A 19,728-nucleotide genomic window follows, 5' to 3' on the forward strand; every position below is an offset into this window, starting at 1 on the left:
GATTTCCCCGCTGTCTCCGCAAGGAATGGGTTGGGTACGATTGGACTGTATATTGCCGCTATAGTTAATGAGGTACTATGAAGAGCGATACTCCTCTTGATAAGCTTCGCGAATTGGCTCAGCAGGAAGTCGACGACGCCGCTACATTATTAGGTAAGGTTCGTCAGTCCCATAGCCAGGCACAAAAACAGCTTGATATGCTGCTTGACTATGAAAATGACTACCGCCTGCGCCTTCAGGAGTCGATGGGTACCGGTATTAATGCAGCCAACTGGTATAATTATCAGCAATTTATAAAAACTCTGGAACTGGCAATAGAGCAACACCAAAAACAATTACATGTGTGGGCTCAGCGTCTTGAGCAAGCGCTCTCCACATGGCAGACAAAACGACAACGGTTGAATGCTTTTGAAACGTTGAAAGAGCGGGCGATGCAGGAATTTCTCCTCAAGGAGAACCGTCGTGACCAGAAACTGATGGATGAATTTGCACAGCGCGCATCATTAAGGAAACTGAATCCATGAATTTATCTATTGCCACCGCTTTGTCTAATCAAAATGGCGTAAGTCAATCAGATTCCACGACGTCTGGTTCGTCCAGTCCAGTGTATGGGACTTCCCAGCCCAGTACCTTTAGCGACATGCTGTCTTCGCAGATGGCCAGCACTCAGCAAAGTCAGAACAATCAAACCACTACCAGTACTACCAGTACAGATAATGGGCAGCAGGCCAAGACCTCTCAAGATGAGAGCAAACCACTGGAGGAGCATACGGCATCTTCACAGCAGTCTGCTCAGTCCCAACAAACTTCATCGCAGACCACGGTAGAAAGTAAAACGACTACCGAGAAAGCAAAATCAGATGCTACCAACACGGTGGAAAACAAGAGTGATGCTGTGGATGATGCTTCTCTGGAAAACGGTGAAACACTGCTGAATGCATCGTTGAATGCAATGCTTCAACAATCGCGCACTGCACACGCTAAAAATACGTCAGTCAGTAAAGATTCTGCGGTACCCAATGGCCAGAAAGCAGATACATCAACAGATGATGATGCGCTTGATATCACCGATGGCGATATTGTGATTTCAACGGACTCTACTGCAGGGACGGATGCAGCTACGTCATCTTCCGCCTTCATTGCCATGTTGGGCTCGGAGATTCCGCAGCAACTTCAGAAAATTGTTACAGGGACGGATACTACCTCGACGGATGTTCATTTAGCTGCGGAGTCGGCAGTTGCATTGGGTTCGGCCGATGGTACGGAGAAGAGCTCACTCTTGTTGGCGCAAACTCGCCAATTAAGCACGTCGAAAGAGCTTGGATTATCGAGCGATACCGGTGAAGCGGTTGATTCTGCCAAGACTACGGCGATAACCGGTTCTTCGTCGCTAACGGCTGGAAAGGGTAAAAACAGTAAAGATACCATCAGCGATGTCAAAGTGAGTTCCACAGATAGCTCCCGTGCGCAAGTGCAATCGGCTGATGTAACGTTGACTTCGACGGTAACGGAGCATAAACAATCTACAGAAGCGAATGCATCTGCAACGACATCCTCACTGAATGCACTGAATAGTACGTTGAGTCAAACGGTTGGTAACAGTACGACCTTGAGTACCACACCTACGAGTTCTGCAGCATCGGCAACGATTAATGCCCGTCTGGGGAGTGATGAATGGCAGCAGGCATTCAGCCAGCAGATCGTGATGTTCAGCCGCAATAATCAGCAAAATGTGGAGTTGAAGCTTCATCCGCAAGAGCTCGGCGCTATCCAGGTTAGTATGACGCTTGACGACAATCAGGCCCAAATTCATCTGGCATCAGCTCATAGCCAGGTTCGAGCAGCACTGGAGGCTGCATTGCCCCAGTTAAGAACCGCGTTGTCAGAAAGTGGTATTACACTGGGCCAAACCAGTGTAGGTAGCGAGAGTTATTCTGGCTCAGGATGGCAGCAAAACAGTCAGGGGCAGTCTGGATCTTCGTCATCGCAACAATATTCTTCATCAGTGGATGCCGCGCGAGACGTTCTGGATGTTCCGGCATCGCTGCAACGAGTCGCGTCATCCTTGAATGGTGTTGATACTTTTGCGTAAAACAAACCTTTAAGGTAGTGTGATTTTCCTCGTCTATTCATCCTATTGATAGAATAAATAGACGGGATAATCACTATATATAGTGCAGTTCGTATCCTGCATTTAATACCAATGCGTATAGGAATTATCTTGGTCTATGGCTGAAAAAAAAACACAGTCGGGGCGTAAGCGTTCTGTCTGGTTACTACTACTGATTGCTGTAGTGCTCGCAGCTGCATGTGCTGCTGGTGCTAGTTGGTGGTTTCTCCATCAAAAGAACGTGGAACCTCAGGTAGCCAAGGAAGCTCCTCCCCCCGAGCCAGTATTCATGCCATTGGATACGTTCACTGTGAATCTGGTCAATCCAGATAACAATCCGGATCGGGTTTTGTATATTGGATTTACACTGCGGTTACCGGACGAAGAGACCAAGGGTCGTTTTACGCGCTATTTACCGGAGGTTCGCAGTCGTCTGTTGTTGCTCTTGTCTCGTCAAAATGCCGTTGCCTTAGCGAATGAACAGGGTAAGCAAAAACTGATTGAAGAGATTAAGCAAGTGTTAAGTCCACCACTGGTGCCCGGACAACCGAATCAGGTGGTGAATGATGTCCTGTTCACGGCTTTTATACTGCGATAATTATTATGAGTGACAGCATTCTTTCCCAGGCCGAAATTGACGCATTACTGAATGGCGATAGTGATGATAGCGATAACAAAGCCAAATCAGCCGCGTCTGCTGACAGTGATATTAAACCGTATGACCCCAATACACAGCGGCGGGTTGTTCGTGAGCGTTTACAATCACTGGAGATTATTAACGAGCGTTTTGCCCGTCAGTTTCGCATGGGGCTATTCAACCTACTCCGTCGTAGCCCGGATATCACTGCTGGACCTATCAAGATTCAGCCCTATCATGATTTTGCCCGCAATTTGCCGGTGCCAACAAACCTTAACCTAGTGCATTTGAAACCACTTCGAGGGACTGCTTTATTTGTATTCTCTCCCAGCCTGGTCTTTATTGCGGTGGATAACCTGTTCGGGGGGGATGGTCGTTTCCCCACAAAAGTAGAAGGTCGGGAATTCACACATACCGAACAGCGAGTAGTAAAAAGAATGCTTCGGTTGGCATTAGACGCTTATGGTGATGCCTGGAATGCCATTTACAAGCTGGATGTGGAATATGTCCGGTCTGAAATGCAGGTTAAGTTTACGAATATCACGACATCGCCTAATGATATCGTGGTCACTACGCCGTTCCATGTTGAAATTGGTAATCTCACGGGGGAATTCAATATTTGTATTCCTTTCGCGATGATTGAACCGTTGCGTGAGCTGCTGGTGAATCCACCTCTGGAGAACTCGCGTCAGGAAGATCAAAACTGGCGGGAAACGTTGGCCAAGCAGGTACAGCATTCTGAATTGGAGTTGGTTGCGAATTTTGTCGACATTCCCTTAAGATTGTCGAAAGTATTGAAATTAAAACCAGGTGATGTATTACCTATTGAAAAACCTGAGAGTTTGGTTGCTCATGTTGATGGCGTACCCGTCCTTACCGGGCAATATGGTACTTTCAAAGGACAATATGCCCTCAGGGTTGAACGTTTGATTAATCCTATTTTGAATAATCTGAATAATCTGAATAACGAGGAACAGCCCAATGAGTGACACGAAGAAACCGTCCGAAGAAAAAGATTCAGTGGACGATCTGTGGGCTGATGCATTTAATGAGCAACAGACCGCAGAGAAAGCAGGCAGCGCTGAAGGGATTTTTAAAACACTTGATGTCGATACGGCATCTGGGACAGCTCAAGATATTGATTTAATTTTAGATATTCCAGTAAAGCTGACTGTTGAGTTGGGCAGAACCAAAATGACAATCAAAGAGCTTCTGAGACTGTCCCAAGGGTCAGTAGTGGCTCTTGATGGGTTGGCTGGCGAGCCTTTGGATATCTTAATCAATGGTTATTTGATTGCTCAGGGTGAAGTTGTCGTCGTTGCTGATAAGTACGGTGTGCGCATTACAGATATTATCACTCCCTCTGAACGTATGCGTCGTCTGAGCCGTTAGCTCCCATGTCTCAACCCCAGGATCAGACAATGCTCACATCGACGGTGCAGCCAGCAGTTGGCACCGCACCGTCGTATTCTTCAGATTCTGCATTGACGCAAATTGGTGTTGTTTTAGGCCTGATTCTTGTACTCATTCTACTGATGGCATGGTTGGCCAGAAAGTTGGGCTTTGCCCCACAAATGAGACAGAACAAGATGTTGAAGGTAGTTTCGAGCTGCCTGGTCGGTCAGCGTGAGCGAGTCGTCATCGTTGAGGTGGATAATGAGTGGTTGGTATTGGGGGTTACGCCTCAGCAGATCACTCATTTGCATACTTTGCCCGCAAAAACGATAGATGAGGTGCCTGCGGTGGATAAATCGAAGTCGACAGATTTTCGTTCACTCCTGAATAAAGTGTTAACTCGCTCGGAAAAATCAGAATGATGATGTTTTCTGCACCACGTGCGCGTTTAGTTCGGCGCAGCTTTTTTACCATTCTGATTGTCTTTTTCGCCCCGAATTCGTGGGCTCAGTTACCCGGCATCATCAGTCAGCCGTTGGCAAATGGCGCTCAGAGTTGGAGTCTTCCAGTCCAGACGCTGGTGTTGTTAACATCGCTGACATTTATTCCTGCTGTTTTGCTGATGATGACCAGTTTCACTCGCATTATCATTGTGCTGGGATTACTGCGTAGTGCTTTAGGTACGCCGACGGCTCCGCCAAACCAAATTCTGATCGGCCTCAGCCTATTTTTGACTTTTTTCATTATGTCTCCTGTTTTGACTAAGGTATATCAAGATGCGTACCAGCCTTTCAGCGAGAATAAAATCAATATGGAAACTGCAATCGAGCGGGGTTCCCAGCCGTTGCGTCAGTTTATGTTGCGTCAAACGCGGGAAACGGATCTGGCATTGTTCGCCCGTTTAGCCGAAATATCCGCATTATCAGGGCCTGAAGCGGTTCCTATGCGTGTTTTGGTGCCAGCCTTTGTGACCAGTGAGTTGAAAACCGCATTTCAGATTGGGTTCACTATCTTCATTCCTTTCCTGATCATTGACTTGGTTGTAGCCAGTGTACTTATGGCGTTGGGAATGATGATGGTACCTCCAGCAACGGTTTCGTTACCATTCAAACTGATGTTATTTGTGCTGGTTGACGGGTGGCAATTGTTGTTGAGTTCGTTGGTACAGAGCTTTTACAGTTAACCATGACTAAATGTCGTAGGGACTGAAATCATGACACCTGAATCCATAATGGCAATGGGCAATGAAGCGATGAAAGTGGCGCTTTCGTTGTCGGCTCCGTTGTTACTGGCTGCACTGGTAACAGGCCTTATCGTAAGTATCCTGCAGGCAGCGACCCAGATAAACGAGATGACGCTTTCTTTTATTCCCAAGGTACTTGCTGTCTTTGCCACAATCATTATTGCCGGCCCTTGGATGCTAGGGGTATTCCTTGATTATGTCCGTTCGTTGTTTGGCAGCCTGCCAACGATCATTGGCTAATCATGATCGAATTGACGGCGGCAGACTTAACTCATTGGCTTAATCAGTTTTTCTGGCCGTTTATCCGAATATTGGCATTGATATCCACTGCACCGGTATTAAGCGAAAAAGAGATCAACAATAGAGTAAAGATTGGTCTGGCGTTGCTAATCACCTTTCTTGTCAGTCCCACGATACCTATCCCGTTGATTCCTATTTTTTCTGCCAGCGGGCTATGGGTGCTGGGAAAACAAATGGCGATAGGTGTTTGTATCGGTTTTACCATGCAGTTAGCATTGACTGCTTTCCGTGTCGCCGGCGAGCTGATCGGTCTGCAGATGGGGTTATCGTTTGCGACCTTTTTCGACCCGTCTGGCGGGCCGAATATGCCGGTACTGGCACGTCTTTTGAATTTACTCGTGTTATTACTTTTCATGGCGTCCAATGGGCACTTATGGTTGGTCTCCATGCTCGCTGATACTTTTCATGTTATCCCAATTAACGATGACGCCATCGACAGTCATATTTTCTATTCGGTAGCGTTAGCCGGGATACAGATTTTCAACTATGGACTCAGACTGGCATTACCGCTGATCACATTATTGCTGGTTATAAACTTGTCTCTGGGGTTTTTGAACCGGATGTCGCCGCAGCTTTCGGTTTTTGTTATTGGATTCCCGGTGACACTGACTGTCGGTATTCTGACTCTTAGCTTTCTGATGCCTCTTCTTCCCACTTTTGCTGAACGTGTCTTCGGGGAATTTTTTGATGTTATTGCCAGGATGGTTGGGAATTTCATTCCTGGGAATTAAACATCAACAATTCTATGTTGTTACGTTCTATCTCAAGGGCGATAGGATTTGATCCTAGCCATTGATCTCGTGATTTATCTATACACATTCCTATTCTCTGCCGGACGGATTTGCTGAGAGTATTTGACCGTTTTATACGGATGATTTTGAGAAAAATAAATGCAACCAATTGAAAATAAAAAAATATAAAATTTTGACCTAAACACCTAAAGGTTGGGTGCAGTAAGCCGATACCACAAAGGACGGTGGTTGACGCCGTGGGCGGCAAAGCCTGAACCCTTACCATTTAAGTCCTGATGGATGATTTAAAAGGAAATCTCTTATGGCACAAGTAATTAACACAAACAGCATTTCGCTGATTGCGCAGAACAACTTAAACAAGTCTAAGACTTCGTTGAGTACTGCGATTGAACGTCTGTCCTCTGGTCTGAAAATCAACAGCGCTGCAGATAACGCTGCGGGTCAGGCGATTTCTAACCGTTTCACTTCTCAGATCAACGGTCTGACTCAGGCTTCCAGCAACGCCAGCGATGGTATCTCTCTGGCTCAGACCACTGAAGGCGCTCTGGACGAAATCAACGAAAACTTGCAGTCCATCCGTACTCTGACCGTACAGGCTCAGAACGGTACCAACTCTGCAAGCGACCTGCAGTCAATCCAGGATGAAATCACTCAGCGTCTGTCTGAAATCGACCGTATTTCTGCCCAGACCGACTTTAACGGCGTTAAAGTTCTGGATGGTAGCAAGACCTCCGTATCTATTCAGGTTGGCTCTCAGGATGGTCAGACCATCACTATCGACCTGCAGAAAATCAATACAACCAGCCTGAACCTGACTGGTTTTAACGTCGATGGTCCTTCATTGTCTGGTTCTGCTACTGATGCAAGCTCCGGTACTTACAACAGTACTTCTTACACCGGTGTTAGCGTGACTGTTGGTAGCACGACTGGTGGTAGTGTTTCTGGTTCCTTCAGCGGCGTGCTGAGCGGTGCGACTCTGGTTTCTGATGACAATGGTAACTACTTCGTCAGCGGTACTCTGACTTCTGCCGTATCTAACGTTGGTGCTTCCGGTACTACGGCTTACTACAAACTGACTTCCAACGATCTGTCTGTAGACAGTACCACGGGTACTCTGACTATTTCTATCGATTCGGTCAGCACTGATGACCTGACTCTGGCTGCGACGTCTGATCCGCTGACTACGCTGGACAAAGCCATCGCTCAGGTAGATAGCATGAAGAGTAACCTCGGTGCGATTCAGAACCGCTTCGACTCTACTATCAACAACCTGACCAGCACCACGACCAACCTGAGCGAAGCTCAGTCTCGTATCCAGGATGCTGACTATGCAACTGAAGTGTCCAATATGAGTAAAGCCCAGATCCTGCAACAGGCTGGTACCTCTGTTTTGGCCCAGGCTAACTCTGTACCGCAGACTGTTCTGTCTCTGCTGCAGTAATATGCCTTGTGTTGCAAAACCCCACTTCGGTGGGGTTTTTTATTGTCAGCTTTAAACCACCTCCTCGGGAGGTGGTGATTGTTCCTGTGAGGCTCTAGCCTGAAGAAAGCCCATGCGTAAATGTTTCATCTTACACTTTGATGATTCAGAGAGACTGTGAGGTTTTTTCCTCGGTAATGCATTCGAGAAGAAGGCTAAAGAGTGGCGAATAAAGATGTTGTGCCCCCTTTCAGGGGGCTACATCAAAGCCGCCTTCTTTGAAGGCGGATTTTTACTTTTATATGGACAATATTTATTGAGCGCCTGTTTGTTCTTCAACCGATGCTATACATGGTTATTTTTTCCCGATCATATTAAAAGTCATAAATGAAATAGTTGCATTTCACTTCATAGATTGAATAGCCGTAAAAAAGTGTCTGACATTCTCTGTTTGGAACCGGCTATAGGCGTTTATAATCTGCTAAATTTATGAGATGCTAGCGATTATGCTGCTTTATTCGGCGGTATAAGAAAATAAAAGAGGCTAGCAGGCCTGATCAACAAGAGGTGTGGTGATGGGTAATACGCCATTGGTAAGTGTTATCATTTTTGCAGAGAATCCTCGTTTTTTTGAGTTGTCACTCCGAAGTGCCTTACAGCAAGACTATGCCAACATTGAAATTATTGTATGCGATGCTACTTCTGACAGCGTAATTGAAAACATCGCCTACAAATTACTCGCGATGTCTCCTTATACCATTCATTATCACCGCTGTGATGCATCTCATGATTTTGAGAATCGTTTTGTCAAATCCCTTGATATGGTGAAAGGCGAATATATCAAGTTTTTGTTTGACAAGGATGTAATCCGGGAAGATTGCGTTAGATTATTGGTTGGGGTTCTGGATAGTGATACTTCGTTGACAATTGCATCATCCCGACATCAAAGGATTGGTAGCGATGGGCAAGAATTAAATGAAAGTGCGGCCTCGGTTTATCCATTTACGGATGACAGAATCATAAAAGGCGAAGGGGTGCCAAGTTTCTTTGCGGATTATGTCATCAATTTTATTGGTGCATTTTCCTGCACCCTTTTCCGGAAGGCTGATCTGCTGTCAGTGGAAAAACCAATTTTCCATATTGGTGGTCAGAGTTTTGGCGCTATGGGTTCCCTGGTGTTGTATACGAAATTGCTGATGCGCGGCGATCTGGTGATGTTGGCGCAACCGCTGTCACAAATACGTATCCTTGATACCGGGAAAATTAATGATGCAATCGATGGCAAAGAATTTGTTGAGCATTCCCTTTTTGGCAAGGCGATTGTTCAGGTTGGTTGGTTTATACCCTATAAGGGCAATAGTAAATATATCCAGATTGCACCGCTCGATTTTCCCGAACAGTTCATTGACTTCGACATTGATGAAGCAATAAGAAATAAACAGAACGAGTTACTGATTAAAAAAACGGAATCAAAAGGTGGATGGCTGGCTGCTCGCGTACCTACCCGGATCGAGTCAGAGTTTATCAACCGTTATCTGGAGCAAAATCCGGATGGAAGGACATTCTGTATTGTTATTTATGATGCGTTTAACGATGCGGAAAAAGTTAATAAAACTCTTGAGAGTATTTTTGATTCCTCTATTTCTGGAGTAATTGTCAAACCAATAGTATTGACGATGGCAGAGAATGATATCTATCCCATTATGGATGGGGTGGAGTATAAGAAATTAGAAAATTTACTTGCCCAATCATTAAACGATATTGTCACGAATGTTGAGTTCGACTGGCTTTTAAATATCCGTGCTGGTGAGTGTGTAACGGCAGGCGGGTTGATTATGACCAGTATCGGTCTTGTTAGCGCACAAGGCTGTTCTGCAGTTTACGGCGATGAACTGTTGCGTGGAGACAACGATAACATCGGTGCGTCTTGTCGCCCTGATTTCAATCTAGATTATCTGCTCAGCACTCCCGCCATTATGGCGTCCCACTGGCTGTTTAAACGGGAAGTGCTGCTGGAGCTGGGTGGATTTGACAATGCATTTTCACAAAGTATCGAGTTCGAATTTATTGTTCGGCTGATTGAACAGAAAGGGATTGGGTCGATAGGGCACTTGGCGGAGTTCCTGACCATATCGGATGCCGTGACGTTGCGATCCATACCGGATGAGATTCGAGTGCTGGAACGTCACTTGGTAAGGCGCGGATATGAGAATGCTCGAGTTTTGACTCCGGCGCCGGGGCATTATCGACTGGTCTATAACCATGCGGAAAAACCGCTGGTTTCTATCATTATTCCTGCCAAGGATAAACTTTCCGTATTGGCCAGCAGCGTTACCAGTCTATTGGAGAAAACCAAATACCGGAATTACGAACTGATTATTGTGGATCATGGCAGCCAGAATAATGAGACCAAAGTCTGGCTGGATGGTCTGGCGAAAGTGGATCCCCATCGTATCCGGGTATTTTATGCTCCGGAAGGGGCAACTGAATTTGGTGTTAACAATTTGGCGTTTTCAGCCGCCAATGGTGATTATCTGCTGTTCCTGAAAAGCGAAACCGCCATTATCCAGGCTGAATGGCTGGATAATATGCTTAATCATATTCAGCGCCCGGAGGTGGGTATTGTTGGCGCCAAACTGATTTATTCCGATGGCAGCGTGCAACATGCGGGGATGATTCTCGGATTGCGCGGCCCGGCGGATATCCCATTTGCCGGTGAATCAGTGAACTCCAGCGGTTATATGGAACGCCTGGTCGTTGATCAAGATTACACCGCGATAAGCGCCGCCTGCATGCTGATTAAGAAAGCGCTGTTTGATGATATTGGTGGGTTCGATGAACAGCAGTTCGGCACTGCCTACGGCAATGTGGATCTTTGTCTGAAGGCGCGCGAAGCCGGTTATCTTACCGTCTGGACTCCGTATGCCATCGTTATGCATGACAAAGCGGCAAATAGCACGGAATCGGTGAAGGACGATAATGCTGAAATGGAGCATAAGCACCGTGCATTTTTGGTGGAACAGGATCGGATGTATGAAAAATGGCTTCCGGTCATCAGTCGCGATCCAGCTTATAACATCAACCTGTCTCTTAATGGGCGAGGGTTTGAAATTGAACCCGATCCCTCATTGATCTGGCGCCCGCTGAGTTGGAATCCGTTGCCTATCGTGATGGCACAAAATGCTGATTCATTTGGTTGCGGCCACTACCGCGTGATTAAACCTTTCAATGCGTTAAAGGATGCTGGTTTGATCGATGGCAAACTGGCAAACGTCTATCTGAGTTTGCCGACGATGGCGCGCTATGCACCGGATGTTCTGATTTGCCAGCGCCCAACATCCGACTACTTCCATGACTGGGTTCATCGTCTGTCCAAATACACGGGTACGTTCAAAGTTTACGAGGTGGACGATTACATGCCCAACGTTCCGCTGAAGAGTATTCATCGCAAAGATGTTCCCAAAGATATCCTCAAAGCGATGCGTAAAAGTCTGGGTTTTATGGATCGATTCGTTGTTTCTACCCAGCCTTTGGCTGAGGCCTTCGCCGGCATGCATGCAGATATTCGCGTGGTGGAGAACAAGCTACCGGTTGAATGGTGGGGTAACTTGACCTCGCTGCGCCGACAAGGGAAAAAACCGCGCGTAGGATGGGGTGGCGGTAGTAGCCATACCGGCGATTTGGAGCTGATTGTGGATATTGTCCGGGATTTGGCGGATGAGGTTGAATGGGTCTTTTTCGGTATGTGTCCGGAAAAACTTCGTCCCTATATCCATGAATTTTATAAAGGTGTGCCGATCGATTCCTATCCGGAAAAGCTGGCGTCCATGAATCTGGATCTCGCGTTGGCCCCACTTGAGGATAATCTGTTTAACCGCTGTAAAAGTAATCTTCGTTTGCTGGAGTATGGTGCATGTGGTTATCCCGTTATTTGCAGTGATATTGAACCGTATCGTTGTGATCTGCCTGTGACCCGCGTCCGCAATCGTTATAAAGAGTGGATGGATGCGATCAGAGAATACTTGTCCGATCTTAATGAAACAGCAAAGACGGGGGATATGCTAAAACAAGCCGTCAGTCGTGATTGGATGCTGGATGGTGATAATTTGCATATATGGCGGGAGGCTTGGTTACCTAATTGATTGAACGTGCGTCACCGAAAGACATTAAATAGTGAAACTGTGTTACGCATCGAAATTATGTGGTAGCTGAAGTATGTATTTAAATTATAATACTATTCAGTCTACATGATGAAGTGAGGACTATCATGAAGAAAATTGCCGTTGTGGGCGCGGGTTTTTCTGGTGCTGTCTTAGCAAGAGAGCTTGCTCTTGCTGGTTATGATGTATCTGTATTTGATAGTCGTAACCATGTGGCGGGGAATTGTTACACCGCTAGAGATAAACAAACTGGGATTATGGTTCATAAATATGGGCCACATATATTTCATACTAGCGATGAAAGAGTATGGAAATATATAAATCAATTTGACAAAATTAATAACTTCACTAATCGCGTCAAAGCTATTAGTAACGGTCATATATATTCTCTCCCTATTAACCTAATGACAATCAATAGTTTTTTTGGGAAGGTTTTTTCTCCCCATGAAGCAAAAAATTTTGTTAGTTCAATAGCTGAGAATGCAATTAATATTCCAGTTACTTTTGAGGAGCAAGCACTAAAATTTGTAGGTAAAGATCTCTATGAGGCTTTTTTTAAAGGCTATACACAGAAACAATGGGGAGTTCATCCATCTGAGCTACCTGCGAGCATTTTGAAAAGACTCCCTGTTCGATTTAATTACGATGATAATTATTACAATAGCAATTATCAGGGGATCCCCGAAAACGGTTATACGGTTATTGTTGAAAAAATACTCACTCATAAAAATATTCATTTAATCTTGAATACACATTTTTTCCGTGAAATGGCATCTGAGTATGAGCATGTTTTTTATAGTGGACCTATTGATGCATGGTTTAATCATTTAAAAGGAAAATTAGGTTATAGAACTCTTGATTTCAAACCTGAATATCACCACGGAGACTATCAAGGCAATGCAGTGATAAATTATTGTGATATCAATGTACCATGGACTAGAATATCTGAACATAAAAACTTTGCTCCATGGGAGTCTTATGATTCCACATTAATTTATAAAGAATATAGTCGGGAGTGTATGAATGATGATGTTCCATATTACCCAATAAGATTAGTTAAAGATAAAAATATCTTATTTGATTACATAGAATTAGCTAATAAAGAAAAAAATATAACTTTTATTGGGCGATTGGGGACTTATAGATATCTGGATATGCACGTGACAATATCTGAAGCATTAGATACAGCAGCGATGTATCTTAGAAAGAGAAATTCAGGAGAAAATATCCCTGCTTTCTTTGTTCAGCCTTTAAACTAGAGTGCTATTTTTCTTACTAATGTTATTTACCCTTTATCAGATCAGATTGTCATGAGGAATATATGTCAAAAAAAGTGTTTGTTTTTTGCCCTGGCGGGGTTGTAACAGGTGGGCCTGAATTATTACATCAATTCACTCACGAGCTTAGAAATGCTGGAGTAGACGCCCAGATGATTTATTATCCAATTGGAAATGAATATTCTGTCCCTGAGCGCTACCAGCATTATGACGTGAAGATTTCAAGGTTTGATAGAGCTCAGATTAAGGATCAGATCGTTGTTGTCCCAGAAGTGGTAACGGTATTTTTAAACTCTCTACCGAGATGTTCTGCATTTATCTGGTGGCTATCAGTAGATAATTATTTTTTTGGTGAAATAGATAATCCAACGAAACGAGTTAGCAGTATACTGAAAGGCGGTAAATTATCTGTTTATGCTATGAAAAAATATAAACATCTTGTACAGAGTGAATATGCTAGACTATTTTTGCTAAAACATGAAATTGAATCTGAGATGCTAACGGACTATTTAAATGAAAAACATTTAACTCCAGTTTCGGAAAATATTCAACGACATAATATTATAGCATTTAATCCGGCAAAGGGTATAGAAGTTACAAAGTATCTAATAGAAAACAATCCTGATTTTAAATTTATCCCAATAGCTAACATGACGCCAGAACAAGTTAAAAACTTACTTTTGCAAAGTAAAGTTTACATAGACTTTGGTTCTCACCCTGGGAAGGATCGTTTCCCTCGAGAAGCTGCTATGGCTGGCTGCTGTATTGTAACGGGAATAAAAGGAAGTGCTAGAAATCATGTTGATATACCCATTCCAGATAGTTATAAACTTGATTCAGACAGTGATGAGTTTTTATCGAAGTTCAGGATGTTGATTCTTTCTATTTTTAACGATTTTGCTATTATGATCAAAGATTTTGATGGATATAAAAAAATCATCTGTGATGAGCCCATTCACTTCAAAAATCAAGTGCGAGATTTTGTTGGTAAGTATTGTAGTTAGCGACTTTGACGTTTTTGTCTGTTGCAAATAAAGCCTCTTTTTTAGGGTTATTCGGTCGATTGCGGGGATGTGACAATCGCATAATAGTATCGGTAACTTTATCACCATAGGTATTTATCACTGTGAGCGAACTGTACACCGCTGAAGGCACAATGGATAAAAATTCCTTATGGAAGCGCTATGTTCCCTTAGTGCGCCATGAAGCCTTACGCTTACAGGTTCGTCTTCCGGCAAGTGTCGAGCTTGATGATCTTCTTCAAGCGGGGGGCATTGGGCTGTTAAGTGCAGTGGAGCGTTATGATTCGCTTCAGGGGACGGCATTTACGACCTATGCCGTACAGCGGATTCGAGGCGCAATGCTGGATGAACTGCGCAGCCGAGATTGGGCACCACGTAGTGTCAGACGTAATGCCCGTGAAGTGGCTCATGCAATGCGACAAGCTGAACAACTGCTCGGCAGGGCACCTACCGAACAGGAAGTCGCACAGTCTCTGAATATCTCGCTGGAAGAGTATCGTCAGATTCTGCTGGATACCAACAACAGCCAGCTGTTTTCTTACGATGAGTGGCGGGAAGAGCATGGGGACAGTGCTGAAGCGTTGCTGGAAGGGAACGAAGAAGCCAATCCTCTTCATCAGCTGATGGATGTCAATTTGCGTCAGCGGGTTATGGAGGCGATTGAAAATTTGCCAGAACGTGAAAAAATGGTGTTGACCCTCTACTACCAGGAAGAATTGAACCTGAAGGAAATCGGGGCGGTTCTGGAAGTGGGAGAGTCGCGCGTCAGTCAGTTGCATAGCCAGGCCATTAAGCGTCTGCGCGTGAAATTAATGAATGACGTTTAATTTGAAGCGTAGACATGTTAGTTGGATCAACTTACTGTCAGGAATGGACTCATGCCTCAATCAACCAGGAAGAAGCAGCTTCTCAGCCGTTATCTGAAAGACTTCAAGCACAGACAAACGCATTGTGCAAACTGTTCGAAAGAACTGGATCGCGTTTCGTTGGTATTTCGAAATCAGCTTATCAATAAAAAATCGATCGGTATTATGGATCGGCTTATTGATAATGATGTCTGGGAATCCGTACAGGAAGAGCTTATTCCTCTTTGCCGGTTTTGCAGCGAGGTTTTTTGCAATACTCACGCCAATTACTTCGATATTAGAGCTTTTACGCAATATCTCATCGAACAGACAGAAGTTCGGCATAGCACCATGCGTGAATATGTCATTCGCCTGAGGCGGCTTGATGAACTGTTGGTTGCGAAAAATTACCCTCAGGAAAGTTTTGCCGCCAGTGACAATATTCAACAGCGTATCTGCGATTATCTGCCGGACATTGAGCAAAACACCTATCGCAGCGCATTGCGCAAGTATGACCAGTATCTCCATTGGCAAAAACATTACTAATGAATCTCCCTCGCCTGACGACGGCGAGGGAATATGTCGTATTCATAGGATTAAATTATTCCAGTGTAAAAGTGCTTGCCAGACGTATCGTTAATATTGCACTGTCATAATACTGACATCGTGAAGTTGTAATTTTTCTTCAGGTGTCAGAAACCCTGATACGGCCAATCATTATTCGCCAGAATAGTTATTGTCACTGTGAGGAGCACGAATGACAGAGTCCTTTTGTGGACACAATAGTCAACATTTTTGTTCTCTTCTACCGCTTCATCAAAGCGGGGAGTCTGTCTCCCGCCTCATATCCCTGACTACGCACTATCCTTTCAATCCTGTATTTTCCCGATTAACTGCAAAAGCCGATGCCAACAGATCGTCAGATGCTGTTATGCATCGTTTTTTTCCTTTTTATCCTCTTTACGGCTTAATAAGGGAGCCAACCTTATTTGTGAATGAAACACCATCGGCCAAAGTCCGTTCGGTAACTGAAACAAACTGTAAGGTGCCACTATGGGAAGACAAAAAGCAGTGATCAAAGCACGTCGTGAAGCTAAGCGCGTAATCAGACGTGAATCACGCAGTCATCGTCAGCGTGAAGAAGAATCGGTCACTTCTCTGGTTCAGCTTGGAGGAATTGAATCTATCGGCATGGCGCGGGAAAGTCGCGATACTTCGTTGATAGAGGCCCGAAATCTGGCTCAGGAGTATTATTTGTCTGCAATAGAAAATAAACAGTTGATATTTGCCACCGGCGAAGCCGGGTGCGGCAAGACGTTTCTGAGTACAGCCAAAGCGGCTGAGGCATTACTTCACAAAGAGGTTGAGAAGATAATCGTTACCCGCCCGGTCTTGCAGGTGGAGGAGGATTTGGGCTTTTTGCCGGGGGATATTGCTGAGAAGTTTGCGCCTTATTTTCGTCCGGTATATGACGTATTACAGCGGCGTCTGGGGGCATCCTTTCTGCAGTATTGCTTGAGGCCTGAAATCGCCAAAGTTGAAATTGCGCCTTTTGCTTATATGCGAGGCCGCACATTTGAAAATGCCGTTGTTATTCTGGATGAAGCACAGAATGTCACCGTTAATCAAATGCGCATGTTCCTCACGCGATTAGGCGAAAATGTCACCGTCATTGTGAATGGGGATATTACTCAATGTGATCTGCCTGTGGGGGCGATATCAGGGCTGAGTGATGCATTGGCGCGTTTCCAGGAGGACGATATGGTAGGCATCGTCACGTTCGATAAAGAAGATTGTGTGCGTTCGGAATTGTGTCAGCGGGCGTTATTCGCTTATTCCTGATTACGTGCGCTAATAATAAAAGGGCTGCGTATGCAGCCCTTTTTCATCGTTGAATTAATGGGTTGTCAATTGAAGATGACGGCGTGCCGGCGATGAGGCGTGCTCGGATATGGCAGTACCCTGCAGCCTGAATATCTCGACCGACTGCTGAAGTTTATATGCCTGTTCGTTCAGAGAGTCGGCCGCGGCTGAAGCTTGTTCCACCATGGCGGCGTTTTGCTGTGTGACGGACTCCATCTGGTTGAGAGCAATGTTGATTTGTGAGATGCCCCGGCTTTGTTCTTCGGATGCCAGCGAAACTTCTGCAATTAAGCCTGATACGTTCTGAATCACTCTTTTCACATTCCCGATAGCATCACGGACTTCATCAGCCTGAGCGGTACCGTTTTGTACAGAAGAGATGGCGGTGTCGATCAGTGTTTTGATTTCTTTCGCCGCGGATGATGAGCGCTGAGAAAGTGTGCGAACCTCGCCGGCGACAACCGCAAAACCTCGTCCGTGCTCGCCGGCGCGTGCTGCTTCGACTGCCGCGTTAAGGGCGAGAATATTGGTCTGGAAAGCGATGCCTTCTATCAGATTGGTGATGTCGGCCACTTTTGCTGAACCATGGGCAATTTCTGCCATCGCGAGCATCATTTTTTGGACGGAGGCATCACCATGTTCTACCGCAGTTCCTGCTTCCTGGCCCAGACGATTCGCCTGGTTGGTGTTATCGACATTACTTTCGATGGTTGAGGCAATCTCATGCATGCTGGCAGCAGTTTGCGCCAGCGATGACGCTTGTTCTTCGGTGCGAGAAGAGAGATCTTCATTAGCCGACGCAATCTCGCCTGATGCAGTCGATACACTTTCACTCGCCGTCCGAACGTCGTGCAATACTGAAGAGAAACGCTGGATCAAGTTGTTAAACGCAGCAGCGGTTTGACCCACTTCGTCATTCCGACTGGCATCGGCCTGGTGTGTCAAATCCAGGTCTTCGCTCACGGCAGTCAGTGTCTGGCGTAAGGCGTTAAGGCTATTGCGTACATAGCGCAGAATTGTTGTTGATAAGGTACCTGCAATAATCAGTGCGATGAGAATCAACCCAAGCAGTTCGATAAAGGTCAGTTTAAAACTGTCGTTGTTTTGCGCTTGCAGGCCGTTAGCGAGAAAAACGTTGTAGTTATATTGATCCTGGAAGCCTTTAACCAGTTTATCCTGTGCCAGACTAATATACCCCTGGTCGGAGAAAGCTTTATCTGCGGCTTGATTATCACTTTGGAACTGCTGAAAGAGTTTATCTTTTGCAGATTTGAAGTCATTCAAATATTGCAGATTCGCATTTGACATTGCTAAATCTTTATCGTCTGAAATCAGATTTTTTATATAATCTGCATTCAGTTTTTCTACTTTGGCAAGAGACGTATCAATAGCCTGTTTTAAGTTACTACGGTGTTGTTCGTCTTTTGTCAAAAAATACAGCGACAGTGAATTTAGCGCATCACCCAATGCATTGGACGACTGAACCAGGTTGTCAAGACTGGGCATGGTATTGGTCAGGACGTAATCCATCCGATCTCTGGATTGACTAAGTGATTGAAGGCCAAAGCCACCCACACCGATTAGGGCGATGGTAAAGATAGTGATTGCGATTGCCAGTTTTTTTACAATAGTCATTTTTATGCTCCGCCAATATACTCAGGATAATTGCATGTTGCCGTATAGGTCTCTGACGATAGCTAATGTATTCATCATAGATTAAGTAAACATTAATAATCATAGATGCGGATTTTATATTTTTTATAAAAAAGCATCAGAGATAACGCTATTAATAATTAGATGGGTTACTTCTTTTTATGGTCGATAATCTTTTTAGGATAAATAAAAATAGATGGCGATTTTTCCATTTATAAAGAATTGATATTGAAAAGTAAGTGCAAAATATTCGTTTTATTTCTATTGGATAGACATTTTACGGCTGCGGTTGTCTTTGTTGGCGCTGACGACTGATGTATGGCGTGAGCCCCTTTGTAAACCAACTGTGGGTAGGGCCGAGAGACGTTATTGTTTGGCATTGCGAAACTGCCAATGTGTCGTGTGAACAAGACGAATGCAAGGTGACAAGAAGCGTTTTCTGGTGTTGTAATCACTGGTGATTATGCATCAACTTATTGATTAACATGAGCAAGAATGGACGAGTCGGTTTGAAAATAAAGTAAGGATGATAATGGGTAAAGAGTGGAAGGGTATCTACGATAACACTTAACAATCAGAAGTGGCGGTGAGGGAGGGATTCGAACCCTCGATACGTTTTCACGTATACACACTTTCCAGGCGTGCTCCTTCAGCCACTCGGACACCTCACCGGGGTGTCACCGCCATAGGCGGCAACGGGGCGCTACTATAGGCAGTCGACATTATCCGGTCAAGCGCTATTTGGTCGTTTTATTCTTTCTGCTCAAGTGTTGAACGAAGCCGATAAGGCCTAGCTGATTTGCCTACGACAAAGATAAAAAACTACCGCTGGAACGGGGGTAATGCCAGCCGGTTAAGTAATTGACGAGTGTGTTTATGCGGAGTGACAGTACCTGATTCGGCAAGACAGCGGGAAATCAGTTTCGGGCCAGGAATATCGCCTAAGCCATTATCGGATTACGTCATGAATCGTAGCGGGGAATAAGGCCAAGACCCTGCCCAATGTGCATAAAAAATCCGGAAATGGGCGAGCATTCCCGGATTCTTAGAA

18 protein-coding genes, 1 tRNA gene and 1 pseudogene are annotated in these 19,728 nt (G+C 44.9%); 17 read left to right on the forward strand and 3 right to left on the reverse strand.

What is annotated here, in order from left to right; genetic code table 11:
* Nucleotides 1-77: 77 nt before the first annotated feature.
* The 17 genes from fliJ (at nt 78) to phoH (ending at nt 17,003) form a co-directional block, all read left to right on the forward strand.
* Nucleotides 78-524 (forward strand): flagellar export protein FliJ, encoded by a 447-nt coding sequence (gene fliJ / locus DPA2511_RS07960; protein ID WP_012765161.1) that lies wholly within the window; start codon nt 78-80, stop codon nt 522-524.
* A complete protein-coding gene (locus DPA2511_RS22385; protein ID WP_012765162.1) occupies nt 521-2,092 on the forward strand; it encodes a flagellar hook-length control protein FliK in 1,572 nt (523 codons plus the stop codon). Before fliJ ends, DPA2511_RS22385 begins: the two co-directional genes overlap by 4 nt.
* A 136-nt stretch (nt 2,093-2,228) precedes the next feature.
* Nucleotides 2,229-2,708 carry a flagellar basal body-associated protein FliL gene (gene fliL / locus DPA2511_RS07970; protein WP_012765163.1) on the forward strand — a complete coding sequence of 160 codons (480 nt, stop codon included), beginning with the start codon at nt 2,229-2,231 and terminating at the stop codon, nt 2,706-2,708.
* Between the two features lie 5 nt (nt 2,709-2,713).
* Nucleotides 2,714-3,736 (forward strand): flagellar motor switch protein FliM, encoded by a 1,023-nt coding sequence (gene fliM, locus DPA2511_RS07975; protein WP_023638246.1) that lies wholly within the window; start codon nt 2,714-2,716, stop codon nt 3,734-3,736.
* Nucleotides 3,729-4,139: a flagellar motor switch protein FliN gene (fliN, locus tag DPA2511_RS07980; RefSeq protein ID WP_012765165.1), complete on the forward strand. Its 411-nt coding sequence runs from the start codon at nt 3,729-3,731 to the stop codon at nt 4,137-4,139. Before fliM ends, fliN begins: the two co-directional genes overlap by 8 nt.
* 29 nt (nt 4,140-4,168) lie before the next feature.
* Complete coding sequence (fliO, locus tag DPA2511_RS07985; RefSeq protein ID WP_404821615.1) at nt 4,169-4,564, forward strand: flagellar biosynthetic protein FliO; 396 nt, start codon at nt 4,169-4,171, stop codon at nt 4,562-4,564.
* Nucleotides 4,564-5,325, forward strand: coding sequence for a flagellar type III secretion system pore protein FliP (gene fliP / locus DPA2511_RS07990; RefSeq protein WP_226376649.1), 762 nt, complete (start codon nt 4,564-4,566; stop codon nt 5,323-5,325). The genes fliO and fliP overlap by 1 nt, the downstream gene beginning before the upstream one ends.
* A 30-nt stretch (nt 5,326-5,355) precedes the next feature.
* Nucleotides 5,356-5,625: a flagellar biosynthesis protein FliQ gene (gene fliQ / locus DPA2511_RS07995; protein WP_012765168.1), complete on the forward strand. Its 270-nt coding sequence runs from the start codon at nt 5,356-5,358 to the stop codon at nt 5,623-5,625.
* A 2-nt stretch (nt 5,626-5,627) separates the two neighbouring features.
* Nucleotides 5,628-6,416, forward strand: a complete 789-nt coding sequence (gene fliR / locus DPA2511_RS08000) for a flagellar biosynthetic protein FliR (protein WP_023638248.1) — start codon at nt 5,628-5,630, stop codon at nt 6,414-6,416.
* Between the two features lie 322 nt (nt 6,417-6,738).
* Nucleotides 6,739-7,878 carry a FliC/FljB family flagellin gene (locus tag DPA2511_RS08005; protein WP_012765170.1) on the forward strand — a complete coding sequence of 380 codons (1,140 nt, stop codon included), beginning with the start codon at nt 6,739-6,741 and terminating at the stop codon, nt 7,876-7,878.
* A gap of 554 nt (nt 7,879-8,432) precedes the next feature.
* Nucleotides 8,433-11,999, forward strand: coding sequence for a glycosyltransferase (locus DPA2511_RS08010; protein WP_012765171.1), 3,567 nt, complete (start codon nt 8,433-8,435; stop codon nt 11,997-11,999).
* 122 nt (nt 12,000-12,121) lie between these two features.
* Entirely contained in the window at nt 12,122-13,276 is a 1,155-nt protein-coding gene (glf, locus tag DPA2511_RS08015) for a UDP-galactopyranose mutase (RefSeq protein ID WP_318842329.1), read from the forward strand.
* Between the two features lie 62 nt (nt 13,277-13,338).
* Nucleotides 13,339-14,298, forward strand: coding sequence for a hypothetical protein (locus DPA2511_RS08020; RefSeq protein WP_012765173.1), 960 nt, complete (start codon nt 13,339-13,341; stop codon nt 14,296-14,298).
* A gap of 122 nt (nt 14,299-14,420) precedes the next feature.
* A complete protein-coding gene (locus tag DPA2511_RS08025) occupies nt 14,421-15,143 on the forward strand; it encodes an RNA polymerase sigma factor FliA (protein WP_012765174.1) in 723 nt (240 codons plus the stop codon).
* 51 nt (nt 15,144-15,194) lie between these two features.
* On the forward strand, nt 15,195-15,707 hold the full coding sequence (gene fliZ / locus DPA2511_RS08030) for a flagella biosynthesis regulatory protein FliZ (protein WP_012765175.1): 513 nt from the start codon (nt 15,195-15,197) through the stop codon (nt 15,705-15,707).
* 211 nt (nt 15,708-15,918) lie between these two features.
* On the forward strand, nt 15,919-16,236 hold the full coding sequence (locus DPA2511_RS23680; RefSeq protein WP_153247087.1) for a hypothetical protein: 318 nt from the start codon (nt 15,919-15,921) through the stop codon (nt 16,234-16,236).
* Nucleotides 16,215-17,003 (forward strand): phosphate starvation-inducible protein PhoH, encoded by a 789-nt coding sequence (gene phoH, locus DPA2511_RS08035; RefSeq protein WP_012765176.1) that lies wholly within the window; start codon nt 16,215-16,217, stop codon nt 17,001-17,003. Before DPA2511_RS23680 ends, phoH begins: the two co-directional genes overlap by 22 nt.
* A 54-nt stretch (nt 17,004-17,057) precedes the next feature.
* On the opposite strand, the gene DPA2511_RS08040 is transcribed toward phoH, so the two are convergent.
* The 3 genes and pseudogenes from DPA2511_RS08040 to DPA2511_RS23880 form a co-directional block, all read right to left on the reverse strand.
* Nucleotides 17,058-18,659, reverse strand: a complete 1,602-nt coding sequence (locus tag DPA2511_RS08040) for a methyl-accepting chemotaxis protein (RefSeq protein ID WP_012765177.1) — start codon at nt 18,657-18,659, stop codon at nt 17,058-17,060.
* A gap of 599 nt (nt 18,660-19,258) precedes the next feature.
* Nucleotides 19,259-19,348 (reverse strand) — tRNA-Ser (locus tag DPA2511_RS08045).
* Between the two features lie 202 nt (nt 19,349-19,550).
* Nucleotides 19,551-19,687 (reverse strand): annotated as a pseudogene (locus tag DPA2511_RS23880) (IS4 family transposase); the annotation flags it as partial.
* Nucleotides 19,688-19,728: the final 41 nt, after the last annotated feature.

The sequence above is a fragment of the Musicola paradisiaca NCPPB 2511 genome, from assembly GCF_000400505.1.
Classification (GTDB): domain Bacteria; phylum Pseudomonadota; class Gammaproteobacteria; order Enterobacterales; family Enterobacteriaceae; genus Musicola; species Musicola paradisiaca.